Origin of the sequence: Nocardia amikacinitolerans NBRC 108937 (genome assembly GCF_001612615.1) — a bacterium.
GTDB lineage: Bacteria > Actinomycetota > Actinomycetes > Mycobacteriales > Mycobacteriaceae > Nocardia > Nocardia amikacinitolerans.
In genome coordinates this window covers 21,895-39,348 of the sequence record NZ_BDAU01000054.1, presented here as the reverse complement: position 1 = coordinate 39,348, position 17,454 = coordinate 21,895, and the positions used below count along the sequence as shown (strand labels likewise).

Annotated in this window: 15 protein-coding genes; 10 read left to right on the top strand and 5 right to left on the bottom strand. The window is 69.4% G+C overall.

The window, feature by feature from the left end:
- Positions 1-40: 40 nt before the first annotated feature.
- Positions 41-895, bottom strand: a complete 855-nt coding sequence (locus NAM01S_RS30760; protein WP_067792021.1) for a helix-turn-helix transcriptional regulator — start codon at positions 893-895, stop codon at positions 41-43.
- A gap of 144 nt (positions 896-1,039) precedes the next feature.
- Between NAM01S_RS30760 and NAM01S_RS30755 the strand changes: the two genes are divergently transcribed.
- On the top strand, positions 1,040-1,630 hold the full coding sequence (locus tag NAM01S_RS30755) for an NADPH-dependent FMN reductase (RefSeq protein WP_067792018.1): 591 nt from the start codon (positions 1,040-1,042) through the stop codon (positions 1,628-1,630).
- A gap of 19 nt (positions 1,631-1,649) precedes the next feature.
- Entirely contained in the window at positions 1,650-2,435 is a 786-nt protein-coding gene (hisN, locus tag NAM01S_RS30750; protein WP_067792015.1) for a histidinol-phosphatase, read from the top strand.
- Between the two features lie 68 nt (positions 2,436-2,503).
- Here the strand turns inward: hisN and NAM01S_RS30745 are convergent, their stop codons facing one another.
- The 3 genes from NAM01S_RS30745 to NAM01S_RS30735 form a co-directional block, all read right to left on the bottom strand.
- Positions 2,504-3,031: a GNAT family N-acetyltransferase gene (locus tag NAM01S_RS30745; protein ID WP_245910029.1), complete on the bottom strand. Its 528-nt coding sequence runs from the start codon at positions 3,029-3,031 to the stop codon at positions 2,504-2,506.
- A gap of 46 nt (positions 3,032-3,077) precedes the next feature.
- Positions 3,078-4,043, bottom strand: coding sequence for an SMP-30/gluconolactonase/LRE family protein (locus NAM01S_RS30740; RefSeq protein WP_067792012.1), 966 nt, complete (start codon positions 4,041-4,043; stop codon positions 3,078-3,080).
- A 146-nt stretch (positions 4,044-4,189) separates the two neighbouring features.
- Positions 4,190-4,492, bottom strand: coding sequence for a hypothetical protein (locus NAM01S_RS30735; RefSeq protein ID WP_157107986.1), 303 nt, complete (start codon positions 4,490-4,492; stop codon positions 4,190-4,192).
- A gap of 290 nt (positions 4,493-4,782) precedes the next feature.
- On the opposite strand from NAM01S_RS30735, the gene NAM01S_RS30730 reads away from it, so the two are divergent.
- The 3 genes from NAM01S_RS30730 to NAM01S_RS30720 all read left to right on the top strand — a co-directional run bounded on the left by NAM01S_RS30730 (position 4,783) and on the right by NAM01S_RS30720 (position 8,296).
- Positions 4,783-6,177 carry an acyl-CoA dehydrogenase family protein gene (locus tag NAM01S_RS30730; protein ID WP_372511751.1) on the top strand — a complete coding sequence of 465 codons (1,395 nt, stop codon included), beginning with the start codon at positions 4,783-4,785 and terminating at the stop codon, positions 6,175-6,177.
- Positions 6,178-6,211: 34 nt separating this feature from the next.
- A complete protein-coding gene (locus tag NAM01S_RS30725) occupies positions 6,212-7,435 on the top strand; it encodes an acyl-CoA dehydrogenase family protein (protein WP_067792003.1) in 1,224 nt (407 codons plus the stop codon).
- A gap of 219 nt (positions 7,436-7,654) precedes the next feature.
- Entirely contained in the window at positions 7,655-8,296 is a 642-nt protein-coding gene (locus NAM01S_RS30720) for a hypothetical protein (RefSeq protein ID WP_067791999.1), read from the top strand.
- A gap of 235 nt (positions 8,297-8,531) precedes the next feature.
- Here the strand turns inward: NAM01S_RS30720 and NAM01S_RS30715 are convergent, their stop codons facing one another.
- The gene (locus NAM01S_RS30715) at positions 8,532-9,512 is read right to left on the bottom strand and encodes an acyl-ACP desaturase (RefSeq protein WP_067791996.1); all 981 of its coding nucleotides are present in this window, start codon (positions 9,510-9,512) and stop codon (positions 8,532-8,534) included.
- 241 nt (positions 9,513-9,753) lie between these two features.
- On the opposite strand from NAM01S_RS30715, the gene NAM01S_RS30710 reads away from it, so the two are divergent.
- The 5 genes from NAM01S_RS30710 (at position 9,754) to NAM01S_RS30685 (ending at position 17,434) form a co-directional block, all read left to right on the top strand.
- Positions 9,754-11,373 (top strand): acyl-CoA synthetase, encoded by a 1,620-nt coding sequence (locus tag NAM01S_RS30710; RefSeq protein WP_157107985.1) that lies wholly within the window; start codon positions 9,754-9,756, stop codon positions 11,371-11,373.
- Positions 11,374-11,585: 212 nt separating this feature from the next.
- Positions 11,586-13,241, top strand: a complete 1,656-nt coding sequence (locus tag NAM01S_RS30705; RefSeq protein ID WP_067791988.1) for an acyl-CoA synthetase — start codon at positions 11,586-11,588, stop codon at positions 13,239-13,241.
- Between the two features lie 120 nt (positions 13,242-13,361).
- Positions 13,362-15,098: a TerD family protein gene (locus NAM01S_RS37005; protein WP_084483443.1), complete on the top strand. Its 1,737-nt coding sequence runs from the start codon at positions 13,362-13,364 to the stop codon at positions 15,096-15,098.
- A gap of 96 nt (positions 15,099-15,194) precedes the next feature.
- Positions 15,195-15,758 carry a hypothetical protein gene (locus NAM01S_RS30690; protein ID WP_084483442.1) on the top strand — a complete coding sequence of 188 codons (564 nt, stop codon included), beginning with the start codon at positions 15,195-15,197 and terminating at the stop codon, positions 15,756-15,758.
- Between the two features lie 203 nt (positions 15,759-15,961).
- On the top strand, positions 15,962-17,434 hold the full coding sequence (locus NAM01S_RS30685; protein WP_067791981.1) for a PepSY-associated TM helix domain-containing protein: 1,473 nt from the start codon (positions 15,962-15,964) through the stop codon (positions 17,432-17,434).
- The last annotated feature ends 20 nt before the right edge of the window (positions 17,435-17,454 follow it).

The window sequence follows — 17,454 nt, the reverse complement described above, 5'->3', positions numbered from 1 at the left end:
CGATACCACGAAAAGCGCGCCCGCGATTTCCCGGCACACCTCAACCGGAGACCGCGCGCAGCTGTCCCGGGCGGCGACCGGCCAACGCGTCCAGCGCCGCGGCCGTGGCGTCGTCGGCGGGGAGAAGGACGATGATCTGCTGGTCGTCGTCGGCGAACAGGTCGAGCGTCTCGTAGGCCAGCCGCAGCGGACCGGCCGTCGGGTGGGCGAGCCGGGTGATGCCGGTGGCGGCGGGCAGGCTCGGCACGCTCGCCACCCGGTCGGTGAACTCGTCGCCCGCGACGACGGTGAGTTCGTCGGCGAGCGCCGCGATGGCCGGGTCCGCACGGAAAGGGCCCTGCTTCAGCGTCGCGACCTGCTGGTCGGCCACGTGGTCCCAGTCCGGATAGATCTCGCGGGCGCGCGGGTCGGCGAAGACGAACCGCGCGAGGTTGGCGAAGGGGTCGGCGTCGAGCAGGCCCGTCGGACCCATCAGCCTGCGGTAGCCGTCGGTGCAGGCCAGCACCTCGCCGAGCCGGTTGACCACGACCGCGGCCGCCGGGTCCAGATGATCGAGCATCGCGCGCACGGTCGCACGCACCTGGCGGTTCGGCTGCGCGTCGCCCATACACGTGAAGCCGGGGTCGGTCTTGGTCAGGCGATGCAGGTGGATGCGTTCGCTCGGCGCGAGCTGGAGTGCGTCGGCCAGCGCGGCGAGCACCGGCGGCGACGGATGACGGTCGCGCCCCTGCTCCAGCCGGGTGATGTATTCGACACTGACCCCGGCCAGGGTGGCCAGCTCGGCGCGGCGGAGTCCGGGGGTGCGCCTGCGCGGTCCGGCGGGCAGGCCGACCTGCGCGGGAGTCACCGCCTCGCGCCTGCTGCGCAGGAACAGGCCAAGCTCGTTGTCGCTCACCCTTCGAACGGTACAAGCGGTGGCCGCCGCGAGGGTGGCCCTGCCGCTACCACTCTCCGCGCGGCCTTCCAGCTCCTTCCGTACCCCAGCACAGTGAGACATGGCGGTCGCACCGGCCGCACTCGATGCGCAAGGAGAACAGCAATGTCGTCACTCAGACTCGCGGTGATCATCGGCAGCGTCCGGGAGGGACGGTTCGGTCCTACAGTGGCCTCCTGGTTCGCCGAGCAGGCCGCTCGGCACGGCGGCTTCGAGGTCGACGTGATCGACCTCGCCGACGCGGACCTGCCGCTCGCGCTGCCCGCTGTCCCGCCCGCCATGGAACCGAACCCGCCACGCCCTGAGGGCATGGACGATCTCACCGCGCGGCTGGCCGCCGCCGACGCGTTCGTCATCGTCACCCCCGACTACAACCGCAGCTACCCGGCCGCGCTCAAGGCGGCCATCGACTGGCACTTCACCCAGTGGGACGCCAAGGCGATCGGGTTCGTCGGCTACAGCGGTGGCAGTGGCGGGCTGCTGGCGATCGAGCACCTTCGACAGGTCTTCAACGAGCTGAACGCGCACACGGTCCGGGAGTACGTGTCGTTCCCGCGCTACTACCTGCTCTTCGACGAAGCGGGCCGGTTGCGTGAACCGGACGAGCCCGCCGCCGCCGCGCAGACGATGCTCGACCGGCTGCGGTGGTGGGCGGGCGCGCTGGCCGCGGCGCGGACGGCTTCGGTCGCCGCGTGAACCGCTAAGGTTTGCGGACGTGGCTGCTCACTCCTCTGATCTGGAACTCGCGTTGCGGCTGGCCGACGCGGCCGACTCGATCACCAGGGCGCGGTTCGGCGCGCTGGACCTGAAGGTGGACGCGAAGCCGGACCTGACACCGGTCTCCGACGCCGACCTCGCGGTGGAGCGGGCGATCCGCCACACGCTGACGCACGAACGGCCGCAGGATTCGGTGCTCGGCGAGGAGTTCGGCGGCGACGCGGAATTCGCCGGACGGCAGTGGGTGGTCGACCCGATCGACGGCACCAAGAACTTCGTGCGCGGCGTGCCGATCTGGGCCAGCCTGATAGCGCTGCTGGAGGACGGGGTACCGGTGGTCGGCGTGGTGAGCGCGCCCGCGCTGGCGCGGCGCTGGTGGGCGGCGGCCGGTTCGGGCGCCTGGACCACGTTCCATCCCGGTGCGCCGCACCCGATCTCGGTGTCCGCCGTCGCCGAGCTCGACTCGGCGAGCCTCGCCTTCTCGAGCCTGTCCGGCTGGCGCGAGCGCGGCATGCGCGAGGACTTCCTCGCGCTCACCGACGACGTGTGGCGGGTCCGCGGCTACGGCGATTTCTTCAGCTACTGCCTGCTCGCCGAGGGCGCGGTCGACATCGCCACCGAACCCGAAGTGTCGCTGTGGGATCTGGCCGCACTCGACATCCTGGTCCGCGAGGCGGGCGGGGTGTTCACCTCGCTCTCCGGCGCGCCTGGACCGCACGGCGGCGACGCCGTCGCGACGAACGGGCTGTTGCACGAGGCGGTGCTGTCCCGCTTCGCGCACTAGCGGACGCGGCCGGACGCAGTCCGCCAACAGCCCGCGCATGGCCGGAGCGAATGCGGAGGTACGCCTGATCAGCTCAGCAGCTTCTCCATCAGGACGACGCGATCGGTGCCGTGGAATTGCGGCGGCAGCGTTGTCTCCCGCAGCTCGGTGAAACCCTGTGCGGCGTAATACTTCCGGAGCGCCCGGTTGTCCGCGGCGGTGTCCAGCCGCTGGCGGTCGAGACCGCGCGCCAGCGTACGTTCGGCGCAGAACGCGAGAGCGCGCGCGCCGAGACTTCGGCCGCGGTGGCCCGGCGCGACCATGAGTCCGTGCACGTACCCGGCTTCGATCTCGTCGGGCCCCCAGAAGTCGGGGTCGTGCCAGATCAGCCGGACGGCCGCGAGCACCTCGCCGGTCGGCTCGCGCCGCACGTACCATTCGCCGCGCGCCGCCTCCCGCGCGAGGATCGCGACGGGGTACTCGCCGGGCAGCCACTGCGCGATGCCGTTGTTCACCATCCAACGCGCCAAGCCATCGCGCATGGCGATGATGGGTGCGGCGTCGGCCGTGGTCGCCGGAACCATCTCGAGGGGTTCGAGCGCTCGGGAATCCACCATGCCGCCAACCTACTTGGCGCGGGGACGCCGTAGGCGCAGGTTCCGGCTATCGCCGCCGTTCGTCCGCGGGAGTGAGGTCGAGACCGGACGGCGGGCGCAAGCGGCGCAGGGCGCCGTCCATGCTCGTGACGTACAGCGCCCAACCGTCGCCGTCGCGCACGATGCGCACCGAGGTCGCGCCGTCCGGCGGGTTGCGGAACGGACCCGGTTTGATCAAGCCGGAAATGATCGCGCATGCCGCGCCGGTGGCGGTGTCGACCTGGTACACGGCGCCCAGCGCGTGGTCGGCGACGAACAGCAGGCCGTCGCGGGTGGCCTCCATGTCGTCCGGCAGGGCCAGCAGCTGCGGAATGCCGGTGACGACGCTCCAGCTGTTGGGCGCGTCCAGCGGGATGCGGAAGATCTTCAGTTCCAGGCTGTCGGTGAAGATCGTCCGGCCGTCGGGGGCGAGCGCGAGTCCGTTCGTCAGCGGCAGCGCCGACCACGTCTTGGTGTACTCACCCGTGGACGGCCGGTAGCGCGAGATGCCGGTCGGCGGCGCCTTGATGCCGATGGTGGTGAAGAGCAGGTCTCCGTCGGGGAGCACCAGCAGGCCGTTCGGTCCGTTCAGGCCGGTAAGCAGGACCTCGACCGCGCCGGTGTCGATGTCGTAGCGCTGCAACGTGCCCGGCGGGGCGTCGAGGCCGTCGCCGGTCAGGAAGTACACGGAGCGGCCGACCACGCGGACGCCCGCCGGGTGGTCGAGCCCGGTGAGCAGCGGTTCGAAACGGCCGGACGCGTCGACATGGGCGAGGAATCCGTCGAGGATGCCGGTGACGTAGAACCCACCCGCACCGTCGCTGTCGAGATTCTCCAGATTCCCGACACCTTCGACCACGGTCTCCGCGACCCACCCCTGCGCACACGACGCGGGCACGAAATCGGCGCTCGCCGTGGGTGTTCCGATGACCATTCCGGCCGCGATCGCCAAGAGCGCTGCGCCGAAACGCTTACTCCCCATCCCTGAAGACATGCGGCATACGCTAATGCTCCCGGGTGGTTTCCGCGCGAGCCTGTCACGGGCGGCGGTCGTCCGTCCGGTCCGAGCCTCCGTTCGACGAAACAGCGGTCGACTCCGCGGAACCACCGCACAACGGCGGCCCCGCAGAGCCGCCCGCATCAGCCCGCGCTACCCGGCCGCGCGGATCCGGTCCCCGATCCCGACGCCGAACCTGACCCACCGGACCCCGAACCCGCCGACCCGGACGGGATCCCGACCTCGCCCGAACCGAGGTCGATACCCGTCCCCGCCTCACCCGAGCCCAAGTCGAAGACCGGTGCGCCGGAACCGAAATCGACGCGCGGTGGGCCGCCCGGATCCACATCGATGGGCGTCAAGGGCAGTCCGGGCGCGGCGCTCGCGACCGGTGCGCCCAATCCCATCACCAACGCGAACCCGGCTGTTACCACAAGCCTTTTCATGAACAAGACCTCCATTTCGGGGGCAGACGATGTGCCGCCACCGTAGCCGAATCCGCAGGGTTGTGAAGCACATTCGTTTCACTATTGAGCAATCGTGAGGTATCACTGAAAAAACCGCGCACACCTGGGATCGAGAGGTGAATCGGTCACTCGTCCAGCAAGCGCCCGCAACCTCAGGCACCATCGACTCGGACACCCGCTCGACGGTCTTCTTACTCTGGAGTAAGATAGCCTTACTCAGGAGTAAGATAGCTGGGACAAGACCTCACCCCACCCATCCGAGAAAACAGGTGATGATGAGCACTCGAGACAGCGCAACGACGCGACGTCCAGACACGTCCGCCGTCGGCCTCAACCAACCCAAGCGGGACTGGATGGGCGCGGCGATGCGGGTCATGACAACCCTCACCGGGTCGGAGCTCGCCGAGAAGTACAACCTGCGCAAGCCGATCGAGCGAGTCACCTACGAAGGCACCAAGACCGGCTTCCGCACCCTGGGTGCGGCCACCCGCGCGTTCAACAAGGTGGCGGGCGGCGGCGCCCCCAAGCGGCTCGCGGACAACGAGTCGAAGAAGAAGGATCTCTTCGACATCACCCCGTCCGACGAGCAGCAGATGATCGTCGAGACGGTGAAGGAATTCGCCGCCGAGATCCTGCGCCCCGCGGCCTACGAGGCCGACAACTCCGCCAAGGCGCCCCGCGACCTGCTCGAGCGTGCCGCCGAACTCGGCATCACCCTGATCAACGTGCCCGAGGAGCTCGAGGGTGCGGCCTCCGAACGCGGCGCGGTCACCAACTCGATGGTCGCCGAGGCGCTCGCGCACGGTGACATGGGCCTCGCGCTGCCGATCCTGGCGCCGAGCGGCGTCGCGGTCGCCCTCGCCCAGTGGGGCACCGATTCCCAGCAGAAGACCTACCTGCCCGCCTTCACCGGCGAGAACGTGCCGCAGGCCTCGGTCGTGATCAACGAGCCGCGCGCGCTGTTCGACCCGTTCGCGCTCCAGACCAAGGCCACCCGCGCGCCGAGCGGCTACCGCCTCAACGGCGTCAAGAGCCTGGTGCCCGCCGCCGCGGACGCCGAGCTGTTCCTGATCGCCGCCGAGCTCGACGGCCGTCCCGCCCTGTTCATCGTCGAGTCCGACGCGCCGGGCCTGGTCGTGGAGGCCGACCCGAGCATGGGTCTGCGCGCCGCGGGCATCGGCCGCCTGCTGCTCAACGACGTGGCGGTCCCCGCCGACGCCGTGCTCGGCGACGGCGACGCCAAGACCCGCGCCGAGGAGTACGCCGACGCGGTGCGCCTCGCGCGCCTCGGCTGGGCTTCGCTCGCCGCGGGCACCGGCCAGGCCGTGCTGGACTACGTGATCCCCTACGTCAACGAGCGCGAGGCATTCGGCGAGCCGATCTCGCACCGCCAGGCGGTGGCGTTCATGGTCGCCAACATCGCCATCGAACTCGACGGCCTGCGGCTCGTGACCCTGCGGGGTGCGTCACGCGCGGAGCAGGGCCTTTCCTTCGGCCGTGAGGCGGCGCTGGCCCGCAAGCTCGCCACCGACAAGGGCATGCAGATCGGTCTGGACGGCGTGCAGCTGCTCGGCGGCCACGGCTTCACCAAGGAACACCCGGTCGAGCGCTGGTACCGCGATCTGCGGGCCATCGGCGTCGCCGAGGGTGTCGTGCTCATCTGATCGGCTCGTTCCTTCCTTCAGGAGACCTTCCACAATGATCAATCTCGAACTCCCCAAGAAGCTGCGGGCCAGCGCCAACCAGGCCCACCAGGTCGCCTCGGAGATCTTCCGGCCGATCTCGCGCAAGTACGACCTCGCCGAGCACGACTACCCGGTCGAGCTGGACACCATGGCCGCCATGGTCGAGGGCCTCGCCGACTCCGGCACCCAGAAGATCGGCGGCGCCGCGGGCGGCCGCTCCGACGAGTCCGACGCGCACGCCACCGAGCTGCTCGGAAACACCAACGGCGGCAACATGTCCGCGCTGCTGAACGCCCTGGAGACCTCGTGGGGCGACGTCGGCCTCATGCTGTCGATCCCCTACCAGGGTCTCGGCAACGCGGCCATCGCGGCCGTCGCCACCGACGAGCAGCTGAAGCGCTTCGGCAAGGTGTGGGCCGCGATGGCCATCACCGAGCCGTCCTTCGGCTCCGACTCCGCCGCCGTCACCACCACCGCGGTGCGCGACGGCGACGAGTGGGTGCTCAACGGCGAGAAGATCTTCGTCACCGCCGGTCAGCGCGCCACCCACATCGTGGTGTGGGCGACCGTCGACAAGAGCCTCGGCCGCGCGGCGATCAAGTCGTTCGTCGTGCCGCGCGACGCTCCCGGTCTCTCGGTGGCCCGGCTCGAGCACAAGCTCGGCATCAAGGCCTCCGACACCGCCGTGCTCCTGTTGCAGGACTGCCGGATTCCCGCCGACAACATCCTCGGCAGCCCGGAAGTCAACGTGGAGAAGGGTTTCGCGGGGGTCATGCAGACCTTCGACAACACCCGTCCGCTGGTGGCGGCCATGGCCGTCGGCGTGGCGCGTGCCGCGCTCGAGGAGCTGCGCGCCATCCTGACCGCCGCCGGTATCGAGATCTCCTACGACACCCCGGCGATCAACCAGCACGCCGCCGCGGCCGAATTCCTGCGCATGGAAGCCGATTACGAGTCCGCCTACCTGCTCGCGCTGCGCGCGGCGTGGATGGCCGACAACAAGAAGCCCAACTCGCTGGAAGCCTCCATGTCGAAGGCCAAGGCCGGCCGCACCGGCACCGACATCACCCTCAAGGCCGTCGAACTGGCAGGCACCATCGGCTACTCCCAGCGCACCCTGCTGGAGAAGTGGGGCCGCGACTCGAAGATCCTCGACATCTTCGAAGGGACCCAGCAGATCCAGCAGCTCATCGTGGCGCGGCGGGTGCTCGGCAAGACCAGCGCCGAGCTCAAGTAACGGGCTGACACACAACGAAACCGGTGCGGGGTGGGTGGCCCCGCACCGGTTTTCTTGTGTCGCAGGGCTTTCGGCGACACATGAGCCGGTGCGGTTTCGGCAGTGCGGGGTGGGTTGGCGGAGGGGGTTGGGGGATCGGTTAGGGTCTCGAGGGTTACCGCGAGTCAGCGGACGAATTTCAGTAAGGCTGTACCAAGGACTCTGGCAAGGAGATTGGTTATGCGTCGACTGAGTTTCAAGCGTCATCTCACCGCGGCGGCGGCCGTTTCGGCCGTGCTGGCAACGGTGTTCAGCGGGAGCGCGGCGGCGGAGCCCGAGGTCCCGACGGTGGACTGGGGCATCGCGGTGCAGAAGCTGCGGGAGGCCGCCGAGGGTAATCCGATGGCGGAGGAGGCGATCGATCGGCTGCTCGCCGAGCGGGACCGGTTGCCCGCCAAGAGCGAGGTCGCGCTGCCCGCCCAGCCGTTCCAGATTCCGGCGCAGTCCGACATCGGCCGTGGCCAGGGCCCCGGCGTGTACGGGTCGGGCATCGCGCTGGGCGTCGACGGCTTCCGCCTCGGCTTCTTCGGCGGCCCGGGCACCATCTCGCCGAACCAGGGCGGCGCCAAAATGGAAGCGCTGTGGGTCAATCTGTCCAACGGCCGCAGCGGCACCGAGGTGCTCTTCGAGCACGAGGACGTGCCGGTGGACACCACCATTCGTTCCAGGGCGCTCGACCTCGGCCCCGGCATGATCGTCTCCGCGGTGTACGGAACCCTGTGGCACCGTTGGTCGGTCCCGGTCAGCGACGCCAATCCGGACGGGTACCAGTACCAGCGCGGCACCGTCTCGGTCCCCTCGATGGGCGCGGTCTACAACTGATCCCAGATTCGTCGCGGCGGCCACCGCGCCGCCGCGACGAACCGGTCACCTTGCCCCGTCACGCGCATCCCGCCGCGCGGCAATGGCCCAGCGCCGCAGAGACTTACGCGCTCGCGCGCGGCGCGCCTGACGATTCGGGCCAGCGCCGCACCGCCCGGGCATGGCCGCCCGGCACCTCTCGTATCGGCCGCCGGTCTTCGAGCTGCTTCCGCCGTAAGAGACGATCGCTACGGGCTCAGCCTCGCCCGGAATCCCCTGTCTCGGCGGCCAATCGGCGCGCCGCCTCCGCCATCAGTATCCGATCGCGCCGCTCCTCGAACCGTGCGGCGTCCCGATCCAATTGCTCGACGAACGCGCCGAGCTCCTCTCGGCACTGCTCGCCGCGAGGTCCGAAGTCGTTGCGGCCGAAGATGTTCCACTTCTTCAATACCGGCATCACCACGTCGTCCAAGTGCTGGCGGGGATCGTAGATTCCGTGTTTGGCGATGAGCGCCGCCTTGCGGCGGAAGTCCGGCATGCCGACGCCCGGCATCCGGAACCTCCGCACGATCATCGAGATCGCCTCCAGCGCTTGGTCGGGCGTGAGCTCGAGGGCCGCCTCGCACATGTTGCGGTAGAAGACCATGTGCAGGTTCTCGTCGGCGGCGATGCGTTGCAGCATCTTGTCCGCGATCGGGTCGTCGCAGACCTTGCCGGTGTTGCGATGGCTCACCCGGGTGGCCAGCTCCTGGAAGGTCACGTACGCGAGGCCGTAGAGCGCGTTGGTGTCGTCGTCCCAGGCGGCGGGCGTGTCGGCGCCCTTGGTCATGTGCGCCATGCGAGCGTGTTCCAGCGCGACCGGGTCCACTCCCCTGGTGACGACGAGGTAGTCGCGCATCGTGATGCCGTGCCGGTTCTCCTCGGCGGTCCAGCGGCCGACCCAGGTGCCCCATGCCCCGTCCCTGGAGAAGCCCTCGGCGATCTCACGGTGGTAGGAGGGCAGGTTGTCCTCGGTGAGCAGGTTGACCACCATGGCCGCCCTGGCCACTTCGGACAGCCGCGACTGTTCCGGTTCCCAGTCGGCGCCGCCCATCGCGGCGTAGTTGCGGCCCTCACCCCATGGCACGTAGTCGTGCGGGTGCCAGTTCTTGGCCGTGGACAGGTGCCGATTCAGTTCGCGCTCGACGACCGGCTCCAGCTCGATCAGCAATTCCAGTTGGGTCAGATTTCTCGACATGTCGGTGTCCCATCCGGGCGGCGGGTGTCGTGCGTCGGCTCGGGCGGGTGGCGAGGCCGCGGGAGCGAGCCACTGGCGCCGCCCGGGGAGACCCGCGCCGGCGATGCCACGTCACACAGGACCATTGTCCGCTTTGTCGCCTTCACATGTGACCCATGACACGTTCGCTGCTACGGTAGGCATCCACATAGCCGCATCGCGAGGTCGAGTGCCGACGCGAGTGTTCAGTGGAGGAGTTCGAGTGAGCGTGGCGCGTGCGCTGGAAACCGTGAAAGCCCTGGGAGTGCTGCGGTCTCGTGGAGTCAGCGATCCCAAGGCACCGCTGGAAACTCTGCGCACCATGCGCGAGACCAAGGTATTCGGCCCGCAGGCGGCCCTGGTGCGGCATTCCGCGCGCATCGCGCCGGACCGGGTCGCCCTCGCCGACGAGCGCGGCGAGCTGACCTATCGCGAGCTGGACGAGCAGTCCACCGCCGTCGCGCGCGGTCTGCACGCGGCCGGTATCACCGAGGGCACCGTGATCGGCGTGCTGGCGCGCGACCACCGAGGGCTGATCATGTCGATGATCGCCGCGGGCAAACTAGGCGCGCGGATCGCGCTGATGAACACCGGCTTCGCCAAGCCGCAGTTCGCCGAGGTGTGCGTCCGCGAGAAGGTCAGGGCGGTGCTGCACGACAGCGAGTTCCTCGGGCTGCTCGACGCGCTGCCCGCCGACCTGCCGCGCTACCTGACCTGGGTCGACGAGGGCGCCCAGCTGCCGGAAGGCGCGCAGACCTTCGACGACCTGATCGCCGCGAACTCCACCGAGCCGCTGCCCGCGCCGAGCAAGCCAGGCGGCTTCATCATCCTCACCAGCGGTACCACCGGCCTCCCCAAGGGCGCGCCGCGCACCAAGGTGACGCCGATGGCCACCGCGCAGTTCGTCGACCGCATCCCGTTCCAGAAGTTCGGCACGATGGTGATCGTCTCGCCGATCTTCCACAGCACCGGCCTCGGCACCTGGCTGGTCGGCACCGTGCTGTCCAACAAGATCGTGATGCGCCGCCGCTTCGACGCCGAGGCCACCTTGAAGATGGTGTCCGACCACAAGGCCGACATGCTGGTCGCGGTGCCGACCATGCTGCACCGCATGGTCGAGCTGCCCGAGGAGGTGCGCGCCAAGTACGACACCTCCTCGCTGAAAGCCATCGTGCTGGCCGGTTCCGCGCTCTCGCCCGAGCTGTGCGTGCGCGCCGCCGAGGTCTTCGGTCCGGTGCTGCACAACCTGTACGGCTCGACCGAGGTCGCGATCGCCACCATCGCCAAGCCGGAAGAGCTCGCGCAGGCGCCCGGCACGGTCGGCCGCCCGCCGATCACCTGCGATGTGCGGCTCTACGACGACAACGACCAGCCGGTCACCGACCGCAATGTCACCGCGCGCATCTTCGTGCGCAGCGGCGCGCCGTTCGAGGGCTACACCGACGGCCGCAACAAGCAGATCATCGACGGCTACATGTCCAGCGGCGACGTCGGCCACTTCGACGACAACGGCCTGCTGATGGTCGACGGCCGTGACGACGACATGATCGTCTCCGGTGGCGAGAACGTCTTCCCGCAGGAGGTGGAGAACCTGCTGCTGGAGCGTCCCGACGTGTTCGACGCCGCGGTGATCGGCGTGGACGATGTCGAGTTCGGCAAGCGGCTGCGCGCCTTCATCGTCCCGGAGCCCGGCCACACGCCCGACGGCGAGGAGCTCAAGGCCTACGTCAAGGACAACCTGGCCAGGTACAAGGTGCCGCGCGAGGTGGTCTTCCTCGACGATCTGCCGCGCAACCCGACGGGCAAGCTGCTGCGCCGGGTGCTCGTGGAGTACCAGATCTAAAGCCGACCGGACCGGGTCGCGAATCGGAGCCCGTTGCGCTGCAACCCGATTCGCGACCCGAAAGGTACCTGAAAGCCAAGTCCTCCGCGCGGTGAGATGGATGACACACTCGGTAACAGTTGCTTGCTATTGTTAGCGCCAGCACTGGATCTCGATGTTGCGGTCCACACCACCCCGAGTCCCGGTGGCTGGACCGCGGAAGGTTGTCCCATATGTCTTTGTCCTTTCCCGCGCTCGGCGGTTCCGTTCGCAAGGCCGGTGACCTCGCACTCGGCGTGAACGTCATGGTGAAGCGGGGTCTGTTCAACCCGCTGCGCCCGGACCACGCGGCACGCTCGGCGTTCAACGTGCTGAAGTTCGGTCCGTTCGCGGGCGTCGTCATGCACGCCGCGCAGGCCAGGCCGCACGCGGCCGCCATCGTGGACGAGCGCGGCGAACTGACCTTCGGCCAGCTCAACGACCAGTCCAACGCTTTCGCGCGCGGTTTGGAAGCTCAGGGCATCCGCCCGGGCGACGTCGTCGCCGTGCTGGCGCGCGATCACCGCGGCATGGTCCTCAGCCTGCTGGCCGCGGGCAAGCTCGGCGTTCGCGCGGTCCTGATGAACACGGGGTTCGCCAAGCCGCAGTTCGCCGACGTCGCCACGCGCGAGAAGGTCAAGGCCGTGCTGCACGACAGCGAGTTCCTCGACCTGATGAGCGCCATCCCCGCCGAGATCCCGCGCATCCTCACCTGGGTCGACGAAAAGGACGACGCCGACCCGTCGATCCCGACCGTCGATTCGCTGTCCGCGGACCGGTCCACCGCGCCGCTGCCCGCCCCCGCCAAGCCAGGCGGCATGGTCATCCTGACCAGCGGCACCACCGGCACCCCGAAGGGCGCGCCGCGCGACCGGGTCAGCCCGTTCGCCTCGGCGCAGTTCGTCGACCGGGTGCCGCTGCCCGCCAACGGCACGATGATCATGGCCGCGCCGATCTTCCACGGCACCGGGCTTTCCCAGTTCACCATCGGTCTGGCGCTCGGCAACCGTGTCGTCTTCCAGCAGCGCCGCTTCAACCCCGAGCAGACGCTTGCCAATATCGAGAAGTACCGGGCGGACTCGCTGGTCGTCGTGCCGACCATGTTGCAGCGCATCCTCGATCTCGGCGACGACGTGCTCGCCAAGTACGACGTGCGCAGCATCAAGGTGATCTTCGCGGCGGGCTCGGCCATCGCGCCCGACGTGGTCACCCGCACGCTGGACCACTTCAACGACAGCCTCTACAACCTGTACGGCTCCACCGAGTGCGCGGTGATGACCGTGGCCACCCCGGCGGACATGCGCAAGTCGCCGACCACCGCGGGCCGTCCGCCCGTCGGCATCCGCATCGTGCTGCTCGACGAGAACCGCAAGCCGATCACCGAGCCGAACGTCACCGGAACCATCTTCGTGGACAACGGATTCGCGTTCAGCGGCTACACCGACGGCCGGACCAAGGAAATCGTCGACGGCATGATGTCCAGCGGCGACGTCGGGCACTTCGACGCCGACGGCCTGCTCTACATCGACGGCCGCGACGACGACATGATCGTCTCCGGCGGCGAGAACGTCTTCCCGCTCGAGGTGGAGAACCTGATCGCCGGGCGCGAGGACATCTTCGAGGCCGCCGTGGTCGGCGTCGACGACCGCGAGTACGGCAAGCGGCTGCGCGCGTTCGTCGTGCCGGGCCCGGGCTCCAAGCGCGATCCGCAGGAGATCAAGGACTACGTCAAGGCGAACCTGGCCCGCTACAAGGTGCCGCGCGAGGTGATCTTCCTCGACGAACTGCCGCGCAACGCCACCGGCAAGCTGCTGCGCAAGCCGTTGATCGAGATGGAGATCGAGAACTGATCCCGTGATCGCGCGCGCGGCGCCGGTGTTCGTCGAGTATCGGCGCCGCGCGAGCTGTCGACCGTCCGGTCTGCTCGTATTAGGCTTGCGCGAGAAGGCAGTTCGAGCGACAGGGGCGCGATGTCCAGCGTGATCGGCAAGGGCGGGAACGTCGCGCTGGGCGGCGGGCGATTGCACGTGACGGTCGCGCCCGCCGGTATCGATCTGTCGGTGTTGTGCGTCCGCGACCACGGGAAGGTCGGCGACGACAGCGAATTCGTCTTCTACAACCAGCCGGTCTCGCCGGACGGTGCGGTGCGGCTGACCGACGGCGCGATCTGCATCGACCTGCCCAATGTCGGCGCGGTGACCGACCGGCTGGTCGTGGCCGCCTCGGTGGACAACGGCGTGTTCGGCGGCATTCCGCTCGCGGTCCGCATCACCGAGGACGGCGGGCTAGCCCACGATCTGCCGATCACCGGGCTGAGTTCGGAGACCACCGTCATCCTCGGCGAGGTGTATCGCCGCGCGAGCGGCTGGAAGCTGCGCAATGTGGCGCAGGGGTATTCGAGCGGATTGGCCGGGCTGGCCACCGATTTCGGCATCTCCGTCGATGACGAGCCATCTGGTGCGAATCAGAATGCGGCACAGCCATTTTCATCGCCAGCCCAGTCCGCGGTTCCGCACACCCCCGCGTTCGGGCAGCCGCAGGTTCCGCCCACCGGGTCGCCGGGTACCGCGTTCGGCCAGCCGCCTGCCGGGTCACCGCATGCGGCGTCGTTTGGGCAGCCACCCACCAGGCCGACGGCGAGCGCGGCGTTCGGGCAGCCTCCAACGGGGCCGACCGGCGGCACGTCGTCAGGGCAGCCGCCGACCGGGCCGACCACGGGCGCGCCGTTCGGGCAACCGCCTGCCGGGCCATCGTCCGGCACGCATTTCGGGACGCCCCCTGGCCCGTATCAGACTGGCGCACAGTCGTTTCCGTCTCCCCCTGCGGGACCACCCGCCGATGCGAGCTTCGGCACGCCGCCCGGCCAGTATCGGACTGCCCCGCAGGCGTTCCCACCTCTGTCCGGGCAACCTCCTGGTCCAACATCCGGCCCAGCTCCCGGCCCGTATGAAGCTGCCCCGCAGACTTTCCCGCCTCCGCACGCCGGCGCAAATCCCGGCGCGACGCCGGACTCGCACCAACGAGCTTTTCCACCATCGGCCGCACCACACGGCATGCACCCACAGACTCCACCACCACCCGGCGTGAACTTCTCCAAGGGCGCCGTCACCCTGACCAAGAACGCCCCACCGGTCCTGCTGGAGAAGTCCCCGGTGATCCGACTACGGGTGGCGTGGGCCAGCGGCACCGACTACGAGGCCTACGCCCTTGTCGTGCTGAACACCGGCGAGGTCGTGCACGTCGCCACCTTCGACGCCAAGGACACCCCGGCCAACCCGCACTACCGTGATCTGGTCCGGCACCTCGGCGACCGCGGCCGGGGCCACGTGCGCAGCGGCGGCGGGCAGACCGAGGAGATCATCGAGGTCCGCTTCGCCCCCGAGATCGTCGCGATCGTGCCGGTGGCGTACTCGGCGATCAACAACGGCACCGGGTCGTTCTTCAAGTACCGGGTGTCGCTGTCCATCGAGAACGGCGCCGATCAGGTGGTGATCCCTGCCGATCAGGCGAAGAAGTCCAGCTGGATCTTCACCTGCGTGCCCGGCATCGTCTACAACCGTCCCGAGGGCGTGCTCATCGAACGGCTCGAGCTCTACAGCAAGCGGTTCTCCGAGTCCCGGCCCGCGGCGTTCCTGCAACCCGACGGCCGCGTCGAGGTGAAGATGGACAAGGGCCCGATCAACCAGTTCAAGGCCGACCGGAGCTGACCCGAAGTTTCCATGCGGAAACGCCTGGTCGACGTGGTTTTCCAGCGGTCGCTCAGTGTGGTCGGCGACCGGTAACCGGTCCGTTATCATCAGCGGGTGAGTATCGAGTTCGACCGGTCGGCTGCGGGACGTCGCAGCGCCGTCGCGCGGCTGCGCGGCGGGTCGGCCGGTGCGATCTCGGGAACCGTCTCCATCGCGGCCCACGGCTGGGCCTCGGGCGGCATGACCCCCGACAGCACCACCCTCGCCCTGCTCGCCGCGGCTTCCGCGGTCGTCGGCGCGCTGGTGGCCGGACTCGCTCCGCTGCGCGACACCGCGGCGGGTCTGATCACGGCGCTGGTCGGCGGTCAGCTGCTCGGCCACGTCGCCATGGGATTCAGCTCAGGGCACCTGCACCACGGCGACGCGCAGCTGACCCCGCAGATGCTCGCCGCGCACATCGTCGCCGCCTGCGTCGCCGCCGTCGTCATTCGCGGCGCCGAGGCGGCTTATCGGATCGGCACCGCCGTCCTGGCTCGGGTGCTGCCCGTGCTGCGTCGGGTGCCGGTCGTCGCCGATCCCGCTCCGCTGCGCACCACCCACCGCGACCGCGTCATCCTGCGGATTCTCGCCGCCGAGACGCTGCGCACCCGTGGCCCGCCGCAGCTCGTTCACGTCTGATCTCACCCACACCCGGTGTGTGAACGCGCTGTTCGCGTTCCCGCCGCCGTCCCGCGTTTCGACGCGGGGCCGTAGCGCGTCCGGACTTTCGCCGCTTTGCGATGTAGTCGACCCGCCGAGCACTCCTCGGTGCGGCCGTGTGCGTTCGCGTGCCGGTGTCTCGCGCACCCACCGGGTTTCCGAACCTCAGAAACGAAACGACCGTGAGCACAACAGAAACCATCACTCCCGACGCCGAATCCTCGGCGCCGCCACCAGAACCCGCCGAGCGGCGCAAGTCCTCGGCTCGCAACGGCCTGCAAGCGCTGGCCATGCGGCTGCACTTCTACGCGGGCGTCTTCGTGGCGCCGTTCATTCTGATCGCGGCCGTCACCGGCGCGCTCTACGCCATCTCACCGACGCTGGAGTCGTTCCTCTCCCGCGACCTGCTGACGGTCGAACCGGGCGAAACGGCACGCCCGCTGGCGGAGCAGGTCACCGCCGCGGTGGCGACCAGGCCGGACCTCGCGCTCGCGGCGGTCTCGCCCGCGCCGGGTCCCGAGGACACCACGCGGGTCGTCTTCACCGACCCGTCGCTCGGCGAATCCGAGCGCCGCGCGGTGTTCGTCAACCCCTACACCGCCGAGCCGGTTGGCGAATCCGTCATCTACGGCAGCTCGCAAGCGCTGCCGCTGCGCACCTGGATCGACCAGCTGCACCGCGATCTGCACCTCGGCGAACCCGGCAGGCTCTACAGCGAACTCGCCGCCTCCTGGCTGTGGGTCATCGCGCTGGCCGGTCTGGTGCTGTGGTTCCGCCGCGTCCGCGCGCGCAGGCAGCGCAACTCCGCCGCGTGGCTGTTCGCGCCCGACCGCTCCAAGGGCGGCCGCGGCCGGACGATGAACTGGCACGGCGCGATCGGCGTGTGGATCCTGCCGCTGATCCTGCTGCTCTCGGCCACCGGCATGACTTGGTCGACCTACGCGGGCGAGAACATCACCGAGTTGCGCGAGCAGCTCAGCTGGACCACACCCGCCGTGAGCACCGCCATGCCCGGCTCGACCGCGCCCGACCACTCCTCGGGTGGCGACCACCACGGCGGCGGTCACGCGCACGCACCGAAGCCCGCCGACCCGCAAGCCCGCATCGCGCAGGTCGATCGGGTGTATGAGTCCGCACGCGCCGCGGGGATCACCCAGGCAGTGGAGATCACGATTCCGGCCACTCCGGAGAAGGCGTTCGCCGTCAAGGAGCGGCGCATGCCAGGCACCTACTCCGTCGACGCGGTCGCGGTGGACGGCGCCACCGGCAGCATCACCGACCGGCTCGCCTTCGCCGACTGGCCGCTGATGGCCAAGCTCACCAACTGGGGCATCGCGTTCCACATGGGCTTGCTGTTCGGTCTGCCGAATCAGCTGCTGCTGCTCGTCGCGATGATCGGCCTGATCATGGTGATCGTGTTCGGCTACCTGATGTGGTGGCGCAGGCGTCCGACCCGCGGTTCGCGATTCGCGCTCGGCCGGGCTCCGCGCCGCGGCGCGTTGCGCGGCACGTCGCCGTGGCTCGCGCTGCCCGTGCTGGCTGCCGCGCTGGTCGTCGGCTGGTTCGTGCCGTTGGTCGGCCTGAGCCTGCTCGCCTTCCTGGCCGTTGACGTCGCGATCGGGCTCGTCGGACGGCTGCGCGCCACCGCGTCCTGATCCCCCACTGACCTGTCCGC